Consider the following 21235-nt stretch of genomic DNA (forward strand, 5'->3'; position numbering starts at 1 on the left):
ACGGCCGACCCGCGCGCCCCGCAGGAAGGGGATCACCCCGCCCGCGCCGGGAGGGAGGGAGAAGGCGCGGACGGGGTGACGTCAGGGGGACCGCTCAGGCGGCGAGCGCGTTGCGCAGCCGGGCGATGAAGGCACTCGCCCGACCCTCGCCGTCGCGCGACGGCAGCGTGTCGACCGGTGCGTGGACGGCGCGGTCGCGGGCCTCGGCCACGATCCGCTCGCCCTGGCCGAGGAGGTCGGGGTGCCAGCTGGAGACCCCGGCGGAGACGGCCAGCAGGGCCTGCTCCTTGGCGAAGGCCTTCGCGAGCTCAGGGCGGTCGCGGTGGGCGTCGAGCAGGGCCCGGGCCCCAGGCATGGCGGCAGCGGCGGCGACCCAGGCCTCGACGGCCACCGTCGCCGGGGCGTCGCCCTCGAGCACGGTGCGGTCGAGCTGGCCGCTGAGCCGCTGGTACCAGGCCATCTGGACGTCGAAGAGGAGGGAGAGCTCGTCGCCGAACGCCTCGCGGGCGCCGGGGGTGGCATCGAGCAGCTGGTCGGCGGTGTCCTCGCGGCGGCGGTCGGCCAGCTGCAGGACCTCGCGGAGGGCGGACTTGCGACGGTTGTAGGCATCCCAGGTCATGGAGGTGCTCCTTTCGGGGGACCGTCGTTCGAGGGAACATACCCTCGGTACGTACTTCGAGTATGTTGCGTCTGCGCAGGTCAGGCAACTTGGCGTGCTGTGAGGCTCACCACCACGCGTGCGTAGGATGGGCGCCATGACCAGTCCCGCGAAGGTGCAGAAGAAGGTGCTCCGCGCCGCCCGCAGCACGACCCGCCGGACGGGCTACTCCTCGAGCACCAAGCGCGCGCTCCTGGACAACGCGACGCAGCTGTTCGCCGCGCACGGCTACGCGGGCACGTCGCTCGACGAGGTCGTCGCGGCCGCCCGCGTCACGAAGGGTGCGCTCTACCACCACTTCCCGAGCAAGCTCGCGCTGTTCGAGAGCGTCTTCGACCGGCTGCAGGAGAAGGCCACCCGCGAGATCGAGAAGCGCATCGACGCCGCCGACGACCCGTGGGAGCGCGCCCAGATCGGCCTCGAGGGCTTCCTCGAGGTGTGCCGGGAGCCGCAGTTCCGCCGCATCTGCCTGCAGGAGGGGCCGGTCGCGCTCGGGCACGAGCGCTGGGCCGTCGCCGAGCGGGCCGCCTCCTACGGCATCGTCAAGCGCACGGTCGACGCACTGCTCGACGACCTCGGCGGGGCGAACGAGCTGAGCGAGGCCTACGCCGCCATCTTCTTCGGCGCCATCCGCTCGAGCTCGGAGTACGTCGCCGACGCCGACGACGCGGAGCAGGCCTCGGCCGAGGTGCTCGCCTCGATCAGCGGCATCCTCGCGGGCATGCGACTGCTGCCGTCGCTCACCGACCCGCACGCCGAGGCCTGACTCCTCCCGGTCGGCCTCTCGATCAGCCCCTCCCGGTCACCGCAGGGAGAGCGCGCCCGCGCCCTGCGGGACGAGCTCGATCCACGTCTTGCCGGGGTCGATGGTGAGCGGCTTGCCGTCCTTCGTCGTGAACGACAGCGTCGAGCGGTTCACCTTCTTGCGCCACGTGGTCTCGACCGCCCCGTCGGCGGTCAGGACCACGGCACGACCGGAGCCCTTCATCCGCGTCTCGGGCACGGGGTTGCCCGCGGGGTCGAGGTAGCCGGCGTCGCCGACCTTGGCGAACATCACGACGAGGGTGTCGGCGCGGAACTCGCGGGAGGCGTGGCCGTTCGTGCGCACCCAGTGGCCCCTCGAGAGCTTCCACTGCGTCGTGGAGGAGCCCGAGAAGCGCACCGAGGCCCGCGTGACCCGACGCGGCTTCGTCCCGGCCGACGACGAGGCCGACGGCGACGCCTCGGTACCACTGGCGGGCGTCCAGTCGAGGTAGGGGCCCGGGATGTCGCTGGCCTTGGCCCGCTTGAGCCGCTGCAGGTCCACGAGCCGGTTGTAGGGGCGCACCTTGGCGGGGTCGCTGCTGAACCCCGGTGCGCCCTCGTCCTCGGAGAACACCTTGAGACCAGCCTTCTTGACCAGGCCGTACGTGCCGGACGCGCCGCCCGAGGCGACGATCTGCCCGCCGACCGGCGAGGCGATGCCGATGTCGGTCGCGCGCATGGACCGCACGTGGCCGACCTTGCGCGGCAGCGTCGAGTAGTACAGCGCCGCGAGGCGGGTCAGGCCGCCCTCGACGAGCTCCTCGACGACGAGGTCGGCCTGGTCGAGCCCGACCTGCGGCGCGCCCGCGTCGGTGTTCTCGATCTTGACGAGGAACACCGGGTTCTCCGGCCGACCGTCGCGCAGGACCTCGCCGGTGAGCGGTGACGTCTCGACGATGGTCCCGCCGGCACCCTTCGACGGCTCGGGAGTCGCCTCCGTGTCCTGGCCCGAGGAGCACCCGGAGAGCACGAGCCCGAGGGCCAGGGCGGGGGCGACGACAGGGGCCAGGACGGCGAGGCGGTGCTTCGTCATGACCTCCACCTTGCCTGACGCGCGGCGCCCGACGTCGGACCCTGCGCCGGACGACGCGCAGGTGTCGGCACCGGCTGACACGATGGGGCCGTGCCCGAACCCACGCCCTCCGACGACCGCGCCGACGCGCCGTCGAGCCGGCTGGTCGACGACCCGCTGAGCACGGTCGCACCGGCCACGCGGGAGTGGTTCGAGGGCGCGTTCAGCGCACCCACCCCCGCGCAGGCCGAGGCCTGGGCCGCGATCGCGGAGCGCCGCCACGTGCTCGTGGTGGCGCCCACCGGCTCGGGCAAGACCCTCGCGGCCTTCCTGTCCGCGATCGACCGGCTGCTGCACGAGCCGACGCCGGAGAAGGAGCGTCGCACCCGGGTCCTCTACATCTCCCCGCTCAAGGCGCTCGCGGTCGACGTCGAGCGCAACCTGCGGTCGCCGCTGGTCGGCATCACGCAGGTGGCGGCGCGCCGCGGCGACACGTTCTCCGACGTGCGGGTCGGCGTCCGCTCGGGCGACACGTCGGCACGCGACCGGCGGGCGCTCGTCACCAGCCCGCCCGACATCCTCATCACCACCCCCGAGTCGCTGTTCCTCATGCTCACCTCGGCGGCCCGCGACACGCTGCGCGGCGTCGACACCGTCATCGTCGACGAGATCCACGCGGTCGCGGGCACCAAGCGCGGTGCGCACCTGGCGCTGTCGATGGAGCGTCTCGACGACCTGCTCGACGAGCCGGCGCGACGCGTGGGGCTGAGCGCCACGGTCAGCCCGCACGACGAGGTGGCCCGCTTCCTGGGCGGGCGCGCCCCCGTCCACGTCGTGGCTCCCCCGTCGCCGTCGCGCCTCGAGCTCGACGTCGTGGTCCCCCTGGACGACATGACCGAGCTGTCCCGGCCGCCGTCGGCGCGCGGTGCGCAGGAGGCCGAGGTCGTGCGCGACGAGGGGTCGGCCGCGCGGTCCATCAGCGACCCGCTCGCCGACGACAACGGCGGCAGCATCTGGCCCTTCATCGAGCACGACGTCGTCGAGCGGATCCTCCAGGTGCGCTCCACGATCGTCTTCTGCAACTCCCGCGGGCAGGCGGAGCGGCTCACCGCGCACCTGAACGAGCAGTGGGCCGACCGCGAGGCCCGCGCGGAGCCCGAGACGACGAGCACGCTGCCGCCGAGCCGGGTGTCCGGCGTGAGCGGCACGGCGTCGGGACGCGGCGACGCACAGGAGGTCGGTGCGCTCGCCCGCGCCCACCACGGGTCGGTCAGCAAGGAGCAGCGCGCGCTCATCGAGGACGACCTCAAGTCGGGCCGGCTGCGCTGCGTCGTCGCCACGTCGAGCCTCGAGCTCGGCATCGACATGGGCGCCGTCGACCTCGTGGTGCAGATGTCGACGCCGCCGTCGGTCGCGAGCGGGCTGCAGCGCGTCGGACGCGCCGGCCACCAGGTCGGCGAGGTCTCGCGCGGTCTCGTGTACCCGACCACCCGCCACGACCTCGTGGGCGCGGCGGTCACGGCCGAACGGATGCGCGCCGGCGCCGAGGCCACGCTCGACCTCCTGGCCGGGCGGTACCCGTCGGACCGGTTCGCCGAGCTGCGACCCCGGCTCGTCTGGGACCGCGACGCCGGCACCATCGTGGGTCGGCCGGGCGCGCAGCGGCTGGCTGTCACGAGCGGCGGCACCATCCCCGACCGCGGCCTGTTCGCCGTGGTGCTGGCCGACGGCGTCGACGAGGGACCGTCCAAGCGGGTCGGCGAGCTCGACGAGGAGATGGTCTACGAGTCCCGCGTCGGCGACGTGTTCGCGCTCGGAGCCACCAGCTGGCGCATCCAGGAGATCACCCACGACCGCGTCATCGTGACCCCGGCGTTCGGCGAGCCCGCCCGGCTGCCGTTCTGGCGGGGCGACGCCGCAGGCCGCCCGGCCGAGCTGGGCGAGGCGATCGGCGCCTTCCTGCGTCGGGTCACCGAGGGCCACGCCCCCGAGCACCTCGACGAGCGGGCCCGGTTCAACCTCATGGCCTTCCTCGACGAGCAGCGCGAGGCCATGAGCACGCTGCCGACCGACCGCACGCTGGTCGTCGAGCGCTTCCACGACGAGCTCGGCGACTGGCGGGTCGTGCTGCACTCCCCCTACGGCCGTCGCGTGCACGCGCCGTGGGCGCTGGTCGTCGCGGCGCGCGTGCTGGAGCGGTACGGCGTCGACGGCTCGGTCGTGGCCACCGACGACGGCATCGTCGCGCGCATCCCCGACACCTCGTCGCCCTGGGCCGCCGACGACCCCGATCCGGAGGCCGCCGGCGTGCCGGGTGCCGACCTGTTCACGCTCGACGTCGACGACCTCGAGCGTGTCGTCACGGCCGAGGTCGGCGGGTCGGCGCTGTTCGCGTCGCGATTCCGCGAGTGTGCGGCGCGTGCCCTCCTGCTCCCCCGCCGCAACCCCGGGGCCCGGGCCCCGCTGTGGCAGCAGCGTCAGCGCGCGGCCCAGCTGCTCGACGTCGCGCGCGAGCACGCCGACTTCCCGATCCTGCTCGAGACGGCGCGTGAGTGCCTGCAGGACGTGTACGACCTCCCCGCGCTCACCACCCTGGCCGAGCGGGTGGCGCAGCAGGACGTGCGCATCGTCGAGGTCGAGACGTCCACGGCGTCGCCGTTCGCCCGCACGCTGCTGTTCGGCTACGTGGCCACGTTCCTCTACGAGGGCGACACGCCGCTCGCCGAGCGCCGTGCGGCCGCGCTCTCGCTCGACCCCACGCTGCTCTCGGAGCTTCTGGGCCGCGCCGAGCTGCGCGAGCTGCTCGACCCGGAGGTGCTGGAACGCACCGAGGCCGAGCTGCAGCGACTCGCCGAGGACCGTCGTCTGCGCGGCGTCGAGGGCGCCGCCGACCTGCTGCGACTGCTGGGTCCGCTCACCACCGACGAGGTCGACGCGCGCCTCGTCGACGACGCCGTGCCGGCGCTCAAGGAGCTGCAGGACGCCCGTCGCGTCGTGGAGCTGCCGGTGGCCGGCGAGCCTCGCTGGGTGGTCGTCGAGGACGCGGGCCGCCTGCGCGACGCGCTCGGGGTGGTGGTGCCGCTCGGCATCCCGGACGCCCTCCTGCAGCCGGTAGCCGATCCCCTGGGCGACCTCCTCTCGCGCTACGCCCGTACCCACGGCCCGTTCACGGCCGACGAGGCGGCGGCCCGGTTCGGCCTCGGCCGCGCCGTGGTGCTCGACGTGCTGCGTCGGCTCACCCGCGACGACCGGCTCGTCGAGGGCGAGTTCCGGCCGGGTGCCGTGGGCACCGAGCACGTCGACACCGACGTCCTGCGCCGGCTGCGCAGCCGCTCCCTCGCCGCCGCACGACAGCAGATCGAGCCGGTCGAGCCGCGCACCTTCGCCCGCTTCCTGCCCTCGTGGCAGGAGGTCGGTGGGTCGCTGCGTGGTCTCGACGGCGTCCTCGCGGTGGTCGACCAGCTCGCCGGTGTGCCGCTTCCCGCGTCGGCCTGGGAGTCGCTGGTGCTGCCGTCGAGGGTCCGCGACTACAGCCCGGCCCAGCTCGACGAGCTGCTCGGCGCGGGCGAGGTCGTCTGGACCGGAGCGGGCACGCTCGCCGGCAGCGACGGCTGGGTGCAGCTGCACCCGGCCGACCTCGTGCTGCCCGCACGCCGCGACCCGGTCGAGCCGGACGAGCTCGGCCTGCGCCTGCTGTCGCTCCTCGAGGACGGCGGCGCCTACCTGTTCCGCCAGCTCACCCAGGGTCTGGCCACCGACGACGGCAGGCCGGTCTCCGACGACGCGGTCGTGGAGGCACTGTGGCAGCTGGTCTGGTCGGGTCGGGTCGCCGGCGACTCCTACGCCCCGGTCCGCGCCCGGCTGGGCGGCCGCGGCGCGCACCGCTCACGCGGCGGCTCCACCCCGCGCGCGCGGCTGCACGCCCGTCGCGGCATGGCGGCCTCACCCCGGGCCGCGCGCCTCGGCCCACCGGTCGCGTCGGGGCGGTGGTTCGCAGTGGAACGTCCCGGCGACGACCCCGCCGAGCAGGCCGCGCTGCAGGTGGCGCGCACCGAGGCGCTCGTCGCGCGGCACGGCGTGGTCACCCGCGGTGCGGTGGTGGCCGAGCAGACGCCCGGCGGGTTCGCCGGCGCCTACCGCGTGCTGCGCGAGCTGGAGCAGAACGGCTCGGTGCTGCGCGGGTACTACGTCGACTCCCTCGGAGCGGCCCAGTTCGCGTCGTCGGCGACGGTCGACCGCATGCGCTCGTTCGAGCGCCCCGACGACGAGCCGGCCGACGTCGACGCGGTCGTGCTCGCCGCCACCGACCCCGCCCAGCCGTTCGGTGCCGCGCTCCCCTGGCCTGACGTCGTCGACCCGGCCGACGACCTGAAGCACCGTCCGGCCCGCAAGGCCGGTGCACTGGTGGCCGTGCACGACGGTCGCGCGGTGCTCTACCTCGAGCGCGGCGGTCGCTCGTGCCTGGCGTTCACCGACGACGTCGACGTCCTCACCCGCGCCGCGCGGGCCGTCGCGGGCCTTGGTCGGTCGGGGCGCATCCCGCGGCTCACGGTCGAGTCGGTCAACGGCCGCCCGGCCGGGACCACGCCCACCGGCGAGGCGCTGCTCGCGGCAGGCTTCGACCGGCACCCGAAGGGCCTGCGGCTCGACCTGCGGCGCGGCAGCGACACCGCCCGTCGCCCCGCCTCCTCCGGTCGGTCCAGCCATGCCTGAAGGAGACACCGTCTGGCGGACGGCGCACCACCTGCGCGAGGTGCTGGAGGGCCGGGAGCTGGTGCGCTCGGACGTGCGGGTGCCGCAGTGGGCGACGCTCGACCTGTCCGGCCGCACGGTCGATGAGGTGCTGAGCCGCGGCAAGCACCTGCTGATCCGCGTCGGTGACGCGTCGATCCACTCGCACCTGAAGATGGAGGGTGCGTGGCACGTGCTGCGCCGGGGCAGCCGGTGGCGTCGTCCGGCGCACACGGCGCGCATCGTGCTCGAGACCGAGCAGCACCAGGCGATCGGCTTCCAGCTGGGCCTGCTCGAGATCCTCAAGCGCGAGAACGACGACGACGCGCTGGCCTACCTGGGGCCCGACCTCCTCGGCCCCGACTGGGACCTCGCGGAGGCGACGCGTCGGGTCGAGTCCGACCCGGACCGGCCGATCTTCGTGGCGCTGCTCGACCAGCGGAACCTGGCCGGGCTGGGCAACGAGTACGTCAACGAGCTGCTGTTCCTGTCGGGCCTGCTGCCGACGCGTCGGGTGGGCGACGTGCCCGACGTCGGGCGCGTGGTCGCGCGCGGGCACCGCCTGCTCGACGTCAACAAGGCGCGGGTGGAGCGGACGTTCACGGGCAGCACCCGTCAGGGCGAGGAGCGCTGGGTCTACCGGCGCGAGCACGCCCGCTGCCGACGCTGCGGCACCCCGCTGCGCGACGGCGAGCTCGGCGACCAGCCGGGCCGCGAGCGGATCACCTTCTGGTGTCCGCACTGCCAGACGTGAGGTCGCCCGCGGTGCGCAGCAGCAGGACCGCCAGCCAGACCCAGGCGACGACGAACGCGACGCGCTGCCAGAGACCGGGTGCGGGCAGCGTGCCCTGGTCGGCCAGCGAGTAGGCCAGCGACGCCCACAGGGACACCACTGCGGCCACGAAGGCGCCCTTCGCCCGCGGCGCGGTCGTCTCGTCGCGCCGCCAGCGCGCGGCCTGGACGATCATCGCCGCAGGGAGCGCGGTGGACGCGACGAGCAGCGCGAGGTCTCCGACTGCCGCCGAGGCAGGCGTCACTACGTTGATGGACCGCTCGCCGATCGCCGTCGCGTAGGTCGGGGTCGTGAAGGCGAACACGACGAGGGCGGCGCCGTGCACGCCGAGCAGCAGAGGCACGGTCCGACGCCGCTGCTCAGGGTCGAGCGCGCGGCCGACGAGCCGCGACGACAGCACGACGAGCAGTCCCGCCGCCGCGAAGACGCATCGCACGACCAGCCCGAGGTCGCCCAGCAGCATCCAGTGGATCGGCTCCTCGACGAGCCGTGTCAGGTCCACCAGGACCAGCACGAGCGAGAGGAGCAGCAGCGCGCCGCCGGCGGCCCGCAGGGTCAGCTGGTCGATGCGCACCGGCCCACCCTAGTCGTCCCCCACCCGGCTTCCCCCACACCGCTGAGCGTGACGTTCGCGGGGTGGGAACGGCCGATCCGGCCCGCAAACGTCACGCTCAGGGGGTGGGAGGAAGGGTCAGGAGGCCTTCGTCCAGATCATCTGCTCGTCGAGGTCGGTGCGGCGGTTGTCCCAGGCGTCGAGGAACCAGTTCTGCCGCACCGTCCACGGACGCTCCTTGCCCTGCTGGGGCAGGACGCCGACGGCACGCTGGACGTAGCCGGACTGCAGGTCGAGCGCGGGCGCGCCCTGCCCGCCCACGGCGTCGGGGTCGGGCATGCCGGCGACGTAGCCGTGGCGACGCATGTGCTCGAGCAGCCGGGCGACGTACTGCCACGACAGGTCGGCGCGCAGCGTCCAGGAGGCGTTCGTGTAGCCGATGCACCAGGCCAGGTTCGGCACGCCGCTGATCATGAGGCCCTTGTAGACGAAGCGCTCGTTCGGGTCGACCTTCTCGCCGTCGACGTCGATCGCGACCTTGCCCAGCGCGACGACCTTCAGGCCCGTGGCCGTCACGACGACGTCGGCGTCGAGGCGCTCGCCCGACACGAGACGGATGCCGGTCTCGTCGAAGGAGTCGATCCGGTCGGTCACGATCGACGCCTGGCCGCGACGCAGCGTGCGCCACAGGTCGCCGTTCGGGACGACGCAGAGCCGCTGGTCCCAGGGGTCGTAGCTCGGGGTGAGGTGCTGCGGGTCGAAGCCCTCGGGCACGGCACCCTGGGCGCGGTTCAGCAGGATCTTGCGGGCCGCCGACGGGAAGCGGCGGCAGAACTCGTAGAAGCCGATCGCCGTGGCGGCGTTCTTGAGCCGCGTCACCCGGTGGGCCGGGCCCGCGGGCAGCACCTTGCGCAGGCCCGCGGAGATCGCGTCCTCCTGCGGCAGCGAGGTGATGTAGGTGGGCGAGCGCTGCAGCATGGTCACGTGACCGGCGCGCTCGGCCATCGACGGCACGAGCGTGATCGCGGTGGCGCCGGAGCCGATGACAACGACCTTCTTGCCCGCGTAGTCGAGGTCCTCGGGCCAGAACTGCGGGTGCACGACGGTCCCGCCGAAGTCCTCCAGCCCAGGGAAGTCGGGCGTGTAGCCCTCGTCGTAGTCGTAGTAGCCGCTGCACATGAACAGGAAGGAGCAGGTCTGCTCGACGAGCTCGCCGTCGACCTCGCTCGTGACGGTCCAGCGCGCGTCGTCGGACGACCAGCTGGCGCCGACCACGCGGTGGCCGTAGCGGATGCGCTCGGCGATGCCGTGCTCGTCGGCGGTGCTGCGGATGTACTCGCGGATGTCGGCGCCGTCGGCGATGGCCTTGCGGTGGGTCCAGGGCCGGAACGGGTAGCTGAGCGTGTACATGTCGGAGTCCGAGCGGACGCCCGGGTAGCGGAAGAGGTCCCACGTGCCGCCCATCGCGTCGCGCGCCTCGAGGACCGCGTAGCTCGACCCTGGACTCATCGTGCTCAGCCGGTAGGCGGCCCCGATGCCGGACAGACCGGCCCCGACGATGACGACGTCGACGTGCTCCATGCATGAACCTCTTTCAGATACCGACGGTATCTGAAACCGTACGCGGGGTACGGGAGCGCGTCAAGACGCTCTGTCCCGACGACCAGCCCTCCACTACGATCGGCGGCGTGAGCGACGTGCTGCAGGACGACCGTGACCGGACCCCCGACACGAGGGAGGCCGGCGACGCCGACGTCCACGACCCGAGGTGGTTCATGCTGGTCGCCGGCGTGGTCGGACTGCTGGCGGCGATCACCCTGACCATCGAGAAGGTCCGATACCTGACCGACCTCGCGGAGACGGGCAAGGGCACGACGAACTGCGACCTCAACGCGTTCGTCAGCTGCGGTGGCGTCATCAACACCCCTGAGGCGTCCGCGTTCGGCTTCCCGAACCCCATCATCGGCATCGTCGGTTTCACGGTCGTCGTGACGCTCGCCGTCCTCCTGCTCGCCGGTGTCCGCCTCCCCGCCTTCGTGTGGGCAGGGCTGCAGGTGGGCGTGCTCTTCGGCATCGGCTTCGTGACCTGGCTGCAGTACCAGAGCATCTACGACATCGGGAAGCTGTGCCCGTGGTGCATGGTCGTGTGGACGTTCATGATCCCGCTGTTCGTGGTGGTCACCGCACGCAACCTGCGCGCCTTCGCGCCGCGCTCCGCGGTCACGCGGTTCCTCAGCAACTGGACGCTGCTCGTGATCGTGCTCTGGTACGTGGCCGTGCTGTCGGCCATCTGGTTCCGCTTCGGCGAGAACCTCTGGGCCTGACGGTCAGGACGAACCGGCCGCGGCGCCGGCGAGCTCGTCGAGCACCTCGGCCAGACGCACGTCGCGGCCGCTGACGCCGTTCACGTCGTGGCTGACGAGCCGCACGTCGACCCGGTCGTAGACGTTGGTCCACTCGGGGTGGTGGTCCATCTCGTCGATGCGCGGGGCTGCCGCGGCCATGAAGCCGATGGCGTCGGCGAAGCTCTCGAAGTGGTACGTGCGGGTCAGGCCCGACGCGTCACCCTCCCATCCGGGCAGGTGCTCGAGCGCCTGGGTGACGCGGGCGGGGTCGAAGGGCTCGTCCATGTCCCGACCGTACGCGTCAGGCAGCGGCCGCGCGAGCCCGTCGGGTGATGGCGTCGACCAGCACCTGCGGGGCGTGGTCGGGGATCCAGTGGCTGACGCCCTCGAGCACCACGAGCTCGTACGGCGCGTCCACGTGACGCGGCGTCAGGTCGACGCCGGCGCGACCGAGCGCGACGTCGCCGGTGCTCCACACCAAGGTCGTCGGCACGCGCACCGTGCCCTGCAGACCCTTGGCCGAGAACGGCAGCGCTCGGTAGAAGCCGAGGCCGCCCGTCAACGCCCCGCCGTCGATCATCTCGGTCTGGAAGCGCGCGAGCAGGTCGCGGTCCATGCCGGCGTGGCGCAGCACCCGCTCGCGCACGCCACGCGCCCGCGCGAGCACGAGCTCGGGCACCACCGGCAGCTGGAAGAAGCCCATGTACCACGACTTCAGCAGCTGGGTGCTGCGTGCCATCGAGGCCACGAAGGCCGCGGGGTGGGGCACCGACACGGCGGTCCAGGAGAGCAGCCGGTCGGGGTGGCGCGCGGCCACGACCCAGCCGATCGCAGAGCCCCAGTCGTGCCCGACGAGGTGCACCGGCTCCCCCACGACCGCGAGGAGGGCCGCGACGTCCTCGGCCAGCAGCTCGGTCGCGTAGGCCCGGCGACCCGACGGGCGGGCGCCCGGGGAGTAGCCGCGCAGGTCGGGCGCGATCGTGCGGTAGCCGTCGCCGTGGAGCAGCTCGCTGACCTTGTCCCACGACGTCGACGTCTGCGGGAAGCCGTGCAGCAGCACGACCGGCGGGCCGTCGAGCGGCCCAGTGTCGCGCACGTCGAACGTGAGACCGTCGTGGGAGAACGTGTGGATCCGACGTCGCCTGGCCATGTCGGTGACCATACCGGCGGTACGGGCTGCACCGCACCTCGCACGGCTGCGGCCGGCGCCCAGCACTCCCTGACGTCGCGCACAGGTCCGTGACAGGAACGCTCGTCATCGTCGACGAGGACACACCTCAACGGAAGAGAGTCACCTGATGAACACCTCCACCGCAGCCCGACTCGGCATCGCCGGCCTCGTGGCCGGAGCCGGCCTGGCCGTCGGCGGCGTGGCGCTCGCGTCCGCGGACACCGCCTCGACCGGCAGCGGCACCAGCAGCAGCGCCCGCCCCGCCGGACCGCACGGCGGCCCCGACGCGCAGGCCGCCGTGATCGCGAAGCAGCTCGGGCTGGAGCAGTCGGTCGTCGAGAAGGCGCTGGCCGCCGTCCGCGACGACCTGCGGCCCGCCAAGCCGAAGGACGGGGAGAAGCCGACCCCGCCCACCGAGGCCGAGCGCGAGCAGCGTGACGCCAAGCTGGCGGCCGCCCTGGCGAAGGAGCTCGGCGTCTCGGAGTCGAAGGTCGAGTCGGCGCTCGCCGCCGCCGAGAAGCAGGCCGAGTCCGACCGCACCGAGCGCCGCACCGAGGAGCGCAGCGCGCTGTCGGAGCGGCTCGACGACGCCGTCGACGAGGGCACGATCAGTCCCTCGGACAAGGCGTCGGTCCTGAAGGCCTTCGACGCCGACCTGCTCGGACCGGCCGGTGGCCCCGGTGGCCCCGGCGGTCCCGGTCGCGGCGGACCCGCCGCACCCGACACCCAGGACGACTCCTCGTCCTGAGCGCCTCCCCCAACGCCCCCGTCCGCACCCGCGGGCGGGGGCGTCGTCATGCGCGCGCATGTTCTCGTGCGTGTTTGACAATGATTCTCATTCTTGCCTAAGGTGCTCGCACCTGGCCGCCACCACGCGGCCGCCGTGCCGCCCGGTCAGTGGCGGTGAGAGAGCACCACGACCGCACCCGCGGTCGTCCGACCCATCCACGTCCGGTCGGCAGCTGCCCCCGGACGGATCGAAGGAGAAGCATGTCCTCTGCACGTCTCATCACCGCCGTCCTCGCCGGTGGAGCCGCCTCCGTGGCGTTCAGCCTCCCCGCCCACGCCGAGACGGCCATCCCGGCCGGCCACAACGACGTGGTCGAGCTCGAGTGCACCGACGCCGGCGGCGCCGCGAGCTACGAGCTCGGCAGCCACCTCGGCGGCCAGCACGTGGCCCCGGCCGACATCGGCGACCACCGCGCGACCTTCCCGGCGTCCAGCGCCGGCGTCAGCCACACCGGCGGCGCCTGGGTCGTCGACGCCGACCTCGACTCCTCCCTGCCCGACCTCGGCTTCAGCTACGAGGTCGCCGCCGGTGCCGAGAGCGTCTGCGCCGACTCCGTGACCATCACGCTCGACTCGGGCGTGACGTTCGGCGGCTCGTCGACCGTGACCCTCACGCAGGCCGCCGACCACGTCCACGGTGCGTGGCGCTTGCCCGCGGCCAGCGCCACCGCGACCAGCTACGCGGTGAGCCTCGACGTCGAGACCGGTGACGGCGCCTTCGCCGAGACCCTCTCGCCGCTGAACATCACGGCCGGCTCCTGACACCCCGCCTCGGGGCGGCACACGCTGCCGCCCCGAGGCACCCCTCCCCTGCGAAGGTCCCCATGCGCTCGTCCCTCCGACTTCCTGCGACCGCCCTCGTCACGGCCCTCACGGCCTGCCTGGTCGGGCTCACCCTGTCCGCCGTGCCGACCGTCGCCGCCGACGGCTCGGTCGCCACCGGCAAGCACGTGCTCCGCACCGTGAAGACCGCGGACGGAGGCATCGCGCTCGACTGGGTCACGCCGCCGACCGCACCGACGTTCCGCATCAGCGACGCGACGTCCTACGAGCTGCCGGACACCCCGGCGCACCGCACGCTCGGCACGCCTGGTGAGCGCGCCTGGATCAGCGGGTCCACCACCGACGACAGCGTGGCGCCGTCCGTCGCGCTCTCCTACACCGCGCGCGCGGCGGGCGACCCGACGCTGACCTACCGCATCGACGACGTCGTCGGCCCGGCCGGCGGCACCTACCAGACCTACCGCTACGACTACAGCCAGCCGTGGAGCGGGCTGGCCCGACCGCTCCTGACCCACGACGAGTTCGCGTTCGTGACGCCGATGGGCACCGGACGTGGCGCCGACGGTGCCGAGCAGTCACGCGAGGGCGTGCTGAGGACGGCGAAGAACACGACCGGCGGACTCGTGGGCCACTGGGTGCACCGCTTCACCCGACCCGGCCTCTACTGCGTGTCGCTCTCGGTCGAGGGCACGTTGTCGACCATGACGGCCCGTGCCCGCAGCGCGCCCGTGACGCTGCGCTTCGCCGTCGGCGACGCCGTGCCCGACGACGCGGCGTGCGGGACGTCGGCCAGCGGCCCCACCCCTGAGCCGACGCCGGACCCGACCGACGAGCCCACCCCCGAGCCCACGCCCGAACCGACCCCTGAGCCGACCGCCGAGCCCACGCCCGAACCGACCCCTGAGCCGACTCCGGAGCCCGAGGACCCGACGTACGTCATGCGCAGCGGGCACGCCGACGTGGTCGCGCCGAGGATCGTCGGCGACACCGACCGTCGCCTCGTGCTCGACGCCTCGGTCGACGGTCACGGCCGCGTGCCCTACCGCGACCTGGTCGTCGTCCACCCCGACCTGCTCCGCACCACCGTGCCGTCCGGCGACGACTGGGCCTTCCTCGGGACGTCCGGGCAGCCGCTGTGGAACAGCCCGCAGTCGTCGGGCTCCGTCGAGGGCGGGACGAAGGCGTTCCCCTGGATCGGCAGCAGCTCCGAGGACGACGCCCTCGTCGCCAACGGTCGGCGCACCGACATGGCGATCGAGCAGGTCGCCGGCCCCGACGGAGGGCGTCCGCCCGGCGACCTCTCGATCTGGACCGGCTCCTCCAGCCCGTACGTGCTGGTGAGCACGCGGGGCGGCGTGCTGCCCTCCGGCACCCCCGCGGTGCTCTCTGCAGCCAGCGTCCGCAACCACGCGCACTACAACTGGTCGTTCAGCGCCCCGGGCGTGTACTGCCTGGCCGTGTCGGCGCAGACCGAGATCGCCGGCGACCTCCAGGTCCGTCGCGACTGGCTGACCATGGTGGTCGGCGACACCGTCGACGCCGACCGCGTCACCCCGTGCGCCCGACGTCTGCCGCCGCCCACCGAGCCGGCCCCCGGACCGACGGAGCTGACGTCGGGCCCCGGCCCGCACGTCGTGACCGACGACGGCCATGTGTCGCTGCACCCGACCACGAACGCCGGCATCGCGGCCGCCTCGTGGAACACGGCACGCCAGCGACCCGTCGCCTACACCCGGCTCGACGACACGGTCGTGCACCTGCGCAACCCCACGGTGCGCAGCTACCTCGACTCCCTGCAGCTGCTCTCGACCCGCACCCTGCGGCTCGACACGCTCGGGGTGCCCGCCTCCGACGGCGGCGAGACGCTCGAACTGCTGCGCATGCGCGGCCCGGGGCCCCTGCACCTCGACGACGCACGGTCCGACGACACCTCCCGCTCGTCGCGCACGCTGCGACCCCGCGAGGAGACGGTGCAGGGCGTGCGGGTGCAGGCCTCGCTGCCCGGCCGGTACTGCGTCGACCTGCGCTGGACGAACGGTCGCGGCGAGCGCCGCGACGCGACCCTGACCCTCGTCGTCGACGGTCCCGTGCGGCCCTCCGACCCCGACAGCCCGTGGTGGCGGGCGGCCGAGCACGGTGCGCTGGGCACGACGTGCGCCGCGGGCGCCGAGCCGGAGGGACCGTCCGACCCCGAGCCGGAGCCCACGCCGTCCCCGACGACGCCGGGACCGACCCCGAGCCCCACGCCGACGAGCAGCCCGACGCCGCCGGTCGACGAGAAGGACCCGGTCTACGACGCGCCGAACGGCTGGCGCAACGACGCCGGCGCGACGATCATCGACGAGGGCCACGTCGACCTCGCATCGCGGGTGCTCCGCGGCGCGCTGACCACCCACGTGAAGGACAGCGCGACCGGTCGCGACGTCGCCTGGCGTCCGTTCGCGTCGACGGTGCTGCACGTCGGCCGGCAGGCAGCGCAGCGCATCCCCGCGGGCGCGAACCTCGCGTTCCTCGGCCGGGCCGGCGACCCCGTGTGGCTGGCGCCCGAGACCCAGGACGAGTCGATCGTGTGGCCGGGGTGGTCCACCGAGGCCATCCCGGATGGCACGCTGCGCGGCGGCGTGCGCTGGCGTCTGCTGCGCGCGAGCGGTCCGGGCGAGATGGCGCTGTTCACGTCAGTGCCCAACGGCTTCGGCACGGTCGACGTCCGCTTCAACACGCGTGACGGCATCACCTCCGCCGACGCGTTCACGATCCCGCCGCGCACGCACGCGCACGGCACGTGGGCGTTCAGTGCGGAGGGCGTGTACTGCCTCGACTCCGAGCGCACGGCGACGTCGGCGTCGGGACGCACCCTGCGGCACCGGTTCACGCTCGCGGTCGCCGTCGGACGCACCGACCTGCGCACCGTCGACCCGAAGGCCTGCTTCCGCACCGAGGGCCGACCGGGCACGGCGGACACCCGACCGGTGCCCGACGCGTCGCTGACCGACGCCACGACCGGCGGCGTCCGGGTGCTCAACGGCCGCGACGGACTCGTCCGCGGGTCGCAGGCGCTCGTCTCGGTTCCCGGCGTCGACGCGGGCGAGTGGGTGTCGGTGTGGCTGCACAGCCGACCGCGCTGGCTCGGGTGGGCCCAGGTCGACGCGTCCGGTGCCCTGCGCGTGCGGATGCCCGCCGATGCCCGCACCGGCGACCACCGGCTCGTCGTCAAGCGGCGCTCCGGCGAGCTCGTCGGGTGGGACCACGTGACGCTCACGGCCGCGCCCCGCGTGCCGACGGCACCTCGGCCGGGGGGCTCGGGCGGCGGATCGGGCGGGTCCGGCGACGGCGGATCGGGTGCAGGCGGGGCCGGAGCGCGCGCCGCGCTCGCCGCCGGTCAGACCTGCGTGCCGCAGCGGGCGACGGTGATCTCGTCCGGGCACGTCGACTACGCCACGCGTCTCGTCGGAGGCCGGCTCCGGTCGCTCGTCGGGACCGACGGCTCCGGCGCGAAGGTCTACCGCGACCCGAAGGACGTCGTGCTCTGGGTCAAGCCCGGCAGCAAGGTCCGGCTCCCCGCCGGGCTGGGTGCCGTCGGCCGTGCGGGCAGCTCGATCTACCAGGTGCCCCAGACCCAGGTGCCGGACCTCGTCTGGCTCGGCTGGAACACCGAGAGCCTCGACACGAGCCAGGTCCGCGGGTCCGTCCGCTGGCGCCTCGAGTCGGTCCAGGGTCCCGGCAGCCTACGGGTCTACACCGCCGGCACGTTCGGCGGGGTGGAGCGCATGGTGTTCGACGGCCCCGGCACGACGAGCATCCCGCTCGGCGTCCACGCCCACGCCAACTGGGCCTTCAGCAAGCCGGGCTTCTACCGCGTCGCCTTCACCCAGCAGGCCACCCGCGCCGATGGGAAGGTCGTCTCCGACCGCTCGACGCTGACCTTCGCGGTGGGCGACGTGAACCCGGCGGCGGCCGCGTCCGGCGGCGGGTGCGGTGCGCTGCCCCAGTCCGACGTCGCGAGCCAGGACCGCACGCTCGAGGAGTCGGCCGAGGCAGCCGCGCAGGACAGGGCGGAGGCGGCCGCGGTCGCCAGAGGCCTGGTGCCGGAGTCCGACGACGGGGCCGCCGACCGCGTGCTCGCCGCGCTCGAGAAGGGGCCGGTCAGGCTCCTGCTCGGGGTCCTCGGCGGGCTGCTGCTCGCGACGGCGGCCGGCGCGCTCTGGTGGCGTCGACGCTTCCACGGGACGGCCACGTGAGACGGACCTCCCGGCTCGCGACGCTCGCGCTCGCGGGCTCGCTGGCGGTCACCTCCTGCGCTCCCCCGCCGCGGTTGTCCGACCAGGACGGTCGGGTGCAGGTGGTGACCACCACGGGCCTGCTGCGCGACCTCGTGCAGCAGGTCGGCGGCAACCGGGTGAACGTCGTCTCGATCGTCCCCGACGGCGCCGACCCGCACTCCTTCGAACCGACCCTGCGGTCGGCGCGCGACGCCGCCTACGCCGACGCCGCGTTCAGCAACTACGCGCTGCTGGAGGAGCACGCCGTCGTCAAGGTGCTCGACGCCAACATCGATGCCGGCGCGCCGAACGTCGCCCTCGCCGAGGGGGCGACGAAGTACGCCGCGGAGGTCATCCCGCTCGTGGAGAACCTCCGCCTCGACACGCCGTGGCTCGGCCTGCGATCGATCGGCGACGGCGCGGCCTTCGGCGCCGACCGGGCGTCGCAGGTGCGGCTGTCGGCGACGGCCGCGACGGGACCGGGCGACGCCTGGGCCTACCTGACCGGCACGTTCGGCGACACGACGGTGACCTTCGGGTCGGCCGACGGCTTCGACGACGACGACACCGCCGTGCTGCCGCTCGACGCACACACCCACATGTCGTGGGCGTTCACCGAGCCGGGCGTGTACCGGCTGCGGTTCGAGGCGGCGCTGCAGGTCGACGACGACGCTCAGGAGGTGCCGCGCGGCGCCGGGACCCTCACGTTCGCCGTCGGCGTCGACCCGGCACGCGCCGGCGTGGACGACGCGGTGGTCGTCGACGGAGGTCACGCCGACCTCGCCGCCGACGTCGACACCGGCCGTCTCGTGGTGCGCTACGACCCGGACGGCGGCGGCGACCACAGCCAGCGCACCCTCCCGCTCGAGGACGTCGTCGTCGAGGTCCCGACCAAGGCGCTCTCGGAGGTGCCGGCCGAGCGCAGCCTGCGGTTCCTCGGCCGCCCGGGCACGGGGGTCTACCAGCTGCCGCAGGCCGTCCTCGGCAAGCACGTGCACGGCGAGATCGACCCCCACCTGTGGCACGACGTCCGCAACGTCATGGCGTACGTGCAGCTCGTCCGCGACACCCTCGTCGACGTCGACCCCGCCGGTGCGTCCGTGTACCGCGCCCGCACCAGGGACTACCTGCGCGAGCTCGACCGCCTCGACGCCACGATGCGCCGCGCGGTCGGCAGCATCCCGACGTCGCGGCGTCACCTGGTGACCTCCCACGACGCGTTCGGCTACCTCGCGAAGGCCTACGGCCTCAAGGTGTCGGGCTTCGTGACCCCGCACCCCGGCATCGAGCCGTCGCTCGCCGACCGTCGCCGGCTCGCGCGCACCATCGCCGACCTCGACGTGCCGGCCGTGTTCCTCGAGCCGAACCTGCGAGCCCGCTCCAGCACGCTCGTCGACGTCGCGCGTGAGCAGCACGTGAAGGTCTGCCCCCTCTACGGCGACGCGTTCGACGCCACGGTGCGCAGCTACGCCCAGCTCGTCCGCCACAACGCCCGCTCCCTCGTCCAGTGCCTCGCACCCCAGGAGAACCCGTGATGCCCTCCACCCGCCCCGTCGGCGGCCCGCGCCCGTCGCGCTCCACGTCCAGGAGGAGCCCGTGGCGGCTGGTCGCCCTGGCCGCCGTCCTGGTGGCGCTCGTCCCGTCGGGCGCGACCGCCGAGGACGACCCCGACCTGCGCCAGACCGTGCGCGGCGACGACCCCGTCGTCACCGACGTGAAGGTGCTCGAGAGCGGCCACGTCGACCTCGGGCCCACCTACGTCGACGGCACGTGGCGCTTCCTCGTCCACGACGACACCGCGAAAGCCGACCCGTCGAAGCAGAGCACCTGGCGCCTGCCCGAGAAGACGGTGTTCGCCGTGCCGGACGCCGTCCGCCTGCCCGCTCCCGACGACCCGACGTACACGTTCCTCGGCGCGAAGCCGGGCAGCACCGTGTGGGCGCTGCCGCAGACCCAGGCGGCCGGCGCCCCGTGGGTCGGGTGGAACACCCAGGAGCCACGGGTCATGGAGACGATCGACCGAGGCATGACGTTGCGTCTCGAGGGCGTCCAGGGCCCCGGCCGCCTGGTGACGTACCTGCAGTCCGGGTCGTTCGAGGAGCCCGAGGTGCTGTGGACGTCGGCGAAGGACGCCCGGCAGGACTTCTTCGTCGACGTGAACACGCACACCCACGCGAACTGGGTGTTCACGGAGCCGGGCGTCTACCTCGTGCGCGTCAGCGCGATCGCCGACCTCGTCGACGGCGGCACCGCCACCGACACGCAGGTGCTGCGGTTCGCGGTCGGCGACGGCACGAGTCCGCAGGAGGCGCTCTCCGCCACGTGGCGCGGCAGCACCCAGACCCCGGGCTCGACCGACGTCGCCGCTGCACCCACGACGGGCGACGACGACGGCACCCTGGTGACGGCGCTCGTCGCGGCCATCGCCGTGCTCGCGGTCCTGCTGCTCGTCGGCGCCGTCGTCGCCGTCGTCCGCCTGCGCGCCCAGCGTCGCCGCGCGCTCGGCGGGACGGACGTCGCATGACCGCCCTCGGCACCTCGCCGGACGTCACAGGGTCGTCGGCACGCAGCCGGCCCGCGCCGACCGTGGAGCGTGGGCTGCGCGTCTCCGGCCTCGCCGTCGACCTCGCCGGTCGGGCCGTGCTGCGCGACGTGGCGCTGCGGGTCGAGCCGGGACAGGTCGTGGGGCTCGTCGGGCCGAACGGGGCCGGCAAGACCACGCTCATGCGCGCGGTGCTCGGCGTGGTCCCCCGCCGGGGCGGCGAGGTCGTCGTCGACGGTCGCCCGGTGCGGCCGGGGCGCTCCGGCATCGGCCACGTGCCCCAGCGGGTCGACGTCGCCTGGGACTTCCCGGTGAGCGTCGCCGACATGGTCGCGTCGGGCCTCACCGGCACCCGCTGGACGGGCTGGCGTCCCGGTGCGGCGAGCTGGCGCGCCGTGGCCGACGCGCTCGAGCGCACCCACGTGCGCGACCTCGCCGACCGGCCCGTGGCCGAGCTGTCGGGAGGTCAGCGCCAGCGGGTCCTGCTGGCCCGTGCGCTGGTGCTGCAGTCGTCGGTGCTGCTCCTCGACGAGCCCCTCACCGGGCTCGACGTGCCGGCCCAGGACCTCATCACCTCCCTCGTCCGCGAGCTCGCCGACGACGGGCTGGCCGTGCTGATGTCGACGCACGACCTCGTCGGCGCCGTCGACCAGTGCGACCGGTTCGTGCTCGTGAACGGGACCGTGCGCGCCGACGGACCGACGCGCGAGGTCGCCGCCGACGTGCAGGCATGGGTCGAGACGTTTCGCACCCGCCCCGACAGCGCGCTCGTGCGCGCGCTCCAGGCGGTGTGAC

General features: G+C 73.9%; 16 protein-coding genes. 10 read left to right on the plus strand and 6 right to left on the minus strand.

Annotated elements, in window-relative coordinates; translation table 11 throughout:
- Positions 1–94: 94 nt before the first annotated feature.
- Complete coding sequence (locus A6Q81_RS04230; RefSeq protein ID WP_067855659.1) at positions 95–619, minus strand: hypothetical protein; 525 nt, start codon at positions 617–619, stop codon at positions 95–97.
- Positions 620–755: 136 nt separating this feature from the next.
- Between A6Q81_RS04230 and A6Q81_RS04235 the strand changes: the two genes are divergently transcribed.
- Positions 756–1424, plus strand: a complete 669-nt coding sequence (locus A6Q81_RS04235) for a TetR/AcrR family transcriptional regulator (RefSeq protein WP_067855657.1) — start codon at positions 756–758, stop codon at positions 1422–1424.
- A 36-nt stretch (positions 1425–1460) separates the two neighbouring features.
- Here A6Q81_RS04235 and A6Q81_RS04240 read toward each other — a convergent pair whose 3' ends face one another.
- Complete coding sequence (locus A6Q81_RS04240) at positions 1461–2495, minus strand: DUF3048 domain-containing protein (protein ID WP_286689628.1); 1035 nt, start codon at positions 2493–2495, stop codon at positions 1461–1463.
- A 141-nt stretch (positions 2496–2636) separates the two neighbouring features.
- On the opposite strand from A6Q81_RS04240, the gene A6Q81_RS04245 reads away from it, so the two are divergent.
- A complete protein-coding gene (locus A6Q81_RS04245) occupies positions 2637–7187 on the plus strand; it encodes an Lhr family ATP-dependent helicase (protein ID WP_502692803.1) in 4551 nt (1516 codons plus the stop codon).
- On the plus strand, positions 7180–7959 hold the full coding sequence (locus A6Q81_RS04250) for a DNA-formamidopyrimidine glycosylase family protein (protein ID WP_286689630.1): 780 nt from the start codon (positions 7180–7182) through the stop codon (positions 7957–7959). Before A6Q81_RS04245 ends, A6Q81_RS04250 begins: the two co-directional genes overlap by 8 nt.
- On the opposite strand, the gene A6Q81_RS04255 is transcribed toward A6Q81_RS04250, so the two are convergent.
- Together A6Q81_RS04255 and A6Q81_RS04260 are read right to left on the minus strand one after the other, a co-directional pair.
- The gene (locus A6Q81_RS04255) at positions 7928–8572 is read right to left on the minus strand and encodes a DUF998 domain-containing protein (RefSeq protein WP_286689631.1); all 645 of its coding nucleotides are present in this window, start codon (positions 8570–8572) and stop codon (positions 7928–7930) included. The two genes, A6Q81_RS04250 and A6Q81_RS04255, sit on opposite strands and share 32 nt — an antisense overlap.
- A 117-nt stretch (positions 8573–8689) precedes the next feature.
- A complete protein-coding gene (locus A6Q81_RS04260; RefSeq protein ID WP_286689632.1) occupies positions 8690–10132 on the minus strand; it encodes a flavin-containing monooxygenase in 1443 nt (480 codons plus the stop codon).
- Positions 10133–10239: 107 nt separating this feature from the next.
- Here A6Q81_RS04260 and A6Q81_RS04265 point away from each other — a divergent pair, with 107 nt between their 5' ends.
- Positions 10240–10875, plus strand: a complete 636-nt coding sequence (locus tag A6Q81_RS04265) for a vitamin K epoxide reductase family protein (RefSeq protein WP_286689633.1) — start codon at positions 10240–10242, stop codon at positions 10873–10875.
- Between the two features lie 3 nt (positions 10876–10878).
- On the opposite strand, the gene A6Q81_RS04270 is transcribed toward A6Q81_RS04265, so the two are convergent.
- The gene (locus A6Q81_RS04270; protein ID WP_286689634.1) at positions 10879–11181 is read right to left on the minus strand and encodes a 4a-hydroxytetrahydrobiopterin dehydratase; all 303 of its coding nucleotides are present in this window, start codon (positions 11179–11181) and stop codon (positions 10879–10881) included.
- A 16-nt stretch (positions 11182–11197) separates the two neighbouring features.
- Positions 11198–12046: an alpha/beta fold hydrolase gene (locus A6Q81_RS04275; RefSeq protein ID WP_286689635.1), complete on the minus strand. Its 849-nt coding sequence runs from the start codon at positions 12044–12046 to the stop codon at positions 11198–11200.
- 148 nt (positions 12047–12194) lie between these two features.
- On the opposite strand from A6Q81_RS04275, the gene A6Q81_RS04280 reads away from it, so the two are divergent.
- From A6Q81_RS04280 to A6Q81_RS04305, 6 genes are all read left to right on the plus strand, one after another.
- A complete protein-coding gene (locus A6Q81_RS04280; protein WP_286689636.1) occupies positions 12195–12815 on the plus strand; it encodes a hypothetical protein in 621 nt (206 codons plus the stop codon).
- Positions 12816–13057: 242 nt separating this feature from the next.
- Entirely contained in the window at positions 13058–13618 is a 561-nt protein-coding gene (locus A6Q81_RS04285) for a hypothetical protein (protein ID WP_286689637.1), read from the plus strand.
- Positions 13619–13680: 62 nt separating this feature from the next.
- Positions 13681–17877: a TIGR03773 family transporter-associated surface protein gene (locus A6Q81_RS04290; protein WP_286689638.1), complete on the plus strand. Its 4197-nt coding sequence runs from the start codon at positions 13681–13683 to the stop codon at positions 17875–17877.
- On the plus strand, positions 17874–19433 hold the full coding sequence (locus A6Q81_RS04295; protein ID WP_286689639.1) for an anchored repeat ABC transporter, substrate-binding protein: 1560 nt from the start codon (positions 17874–17876) through the stop codon (positions 19431–19433). The genes A6Q81_RS04290 and A6Q81_RS04295 overlap by 4 nt, the downstream gene beginning before the upstream one ends.
- Positions 19433–20422 carry a choice-of-anchor M domain-containing protein gene (locus A6Q81_RS04300; RefSeq protein WP_286689640.1) on the plus strand — a complete coding sequence of 330 codons (990 nt, stop codon included), beginning with the start codon at positions 19433–19435 and terminating at the stop codon, positions 20420–20422. Before A6Q81_RS04295 ends, A6Q81_RS04300 begins: the two co-directional genes overlap by 1 nt.
- A complete protein-coding gene (locus tag A6Q81_RS04305; RefSeq protein WP_286689641.1) occupies positions 20419–21234 on the plus strand; it encodes an anchored repeat-type ABC transporter ATP-binding subunit in 816 nt (271 codons plus the stop codon). Before A6Q81_RS04300 ends, A6Q81_RS04305 begins: the two co-directional genes overlap by 4 nt.
- Position 21235 lies beyond the last annotated feature (1 nt).

The sequence above is a fragment of the Aeromicrobium sp. REDSEA-S38_B2 genome, from assembly GCF_001628525.1.
Classification (GTDB): Bacteria; Actinomycetota; Actinomycetes; order Propionibacteriales; family Nocardioidaceae; genus Aeromicrobium; species Aeromicrobium erythreum.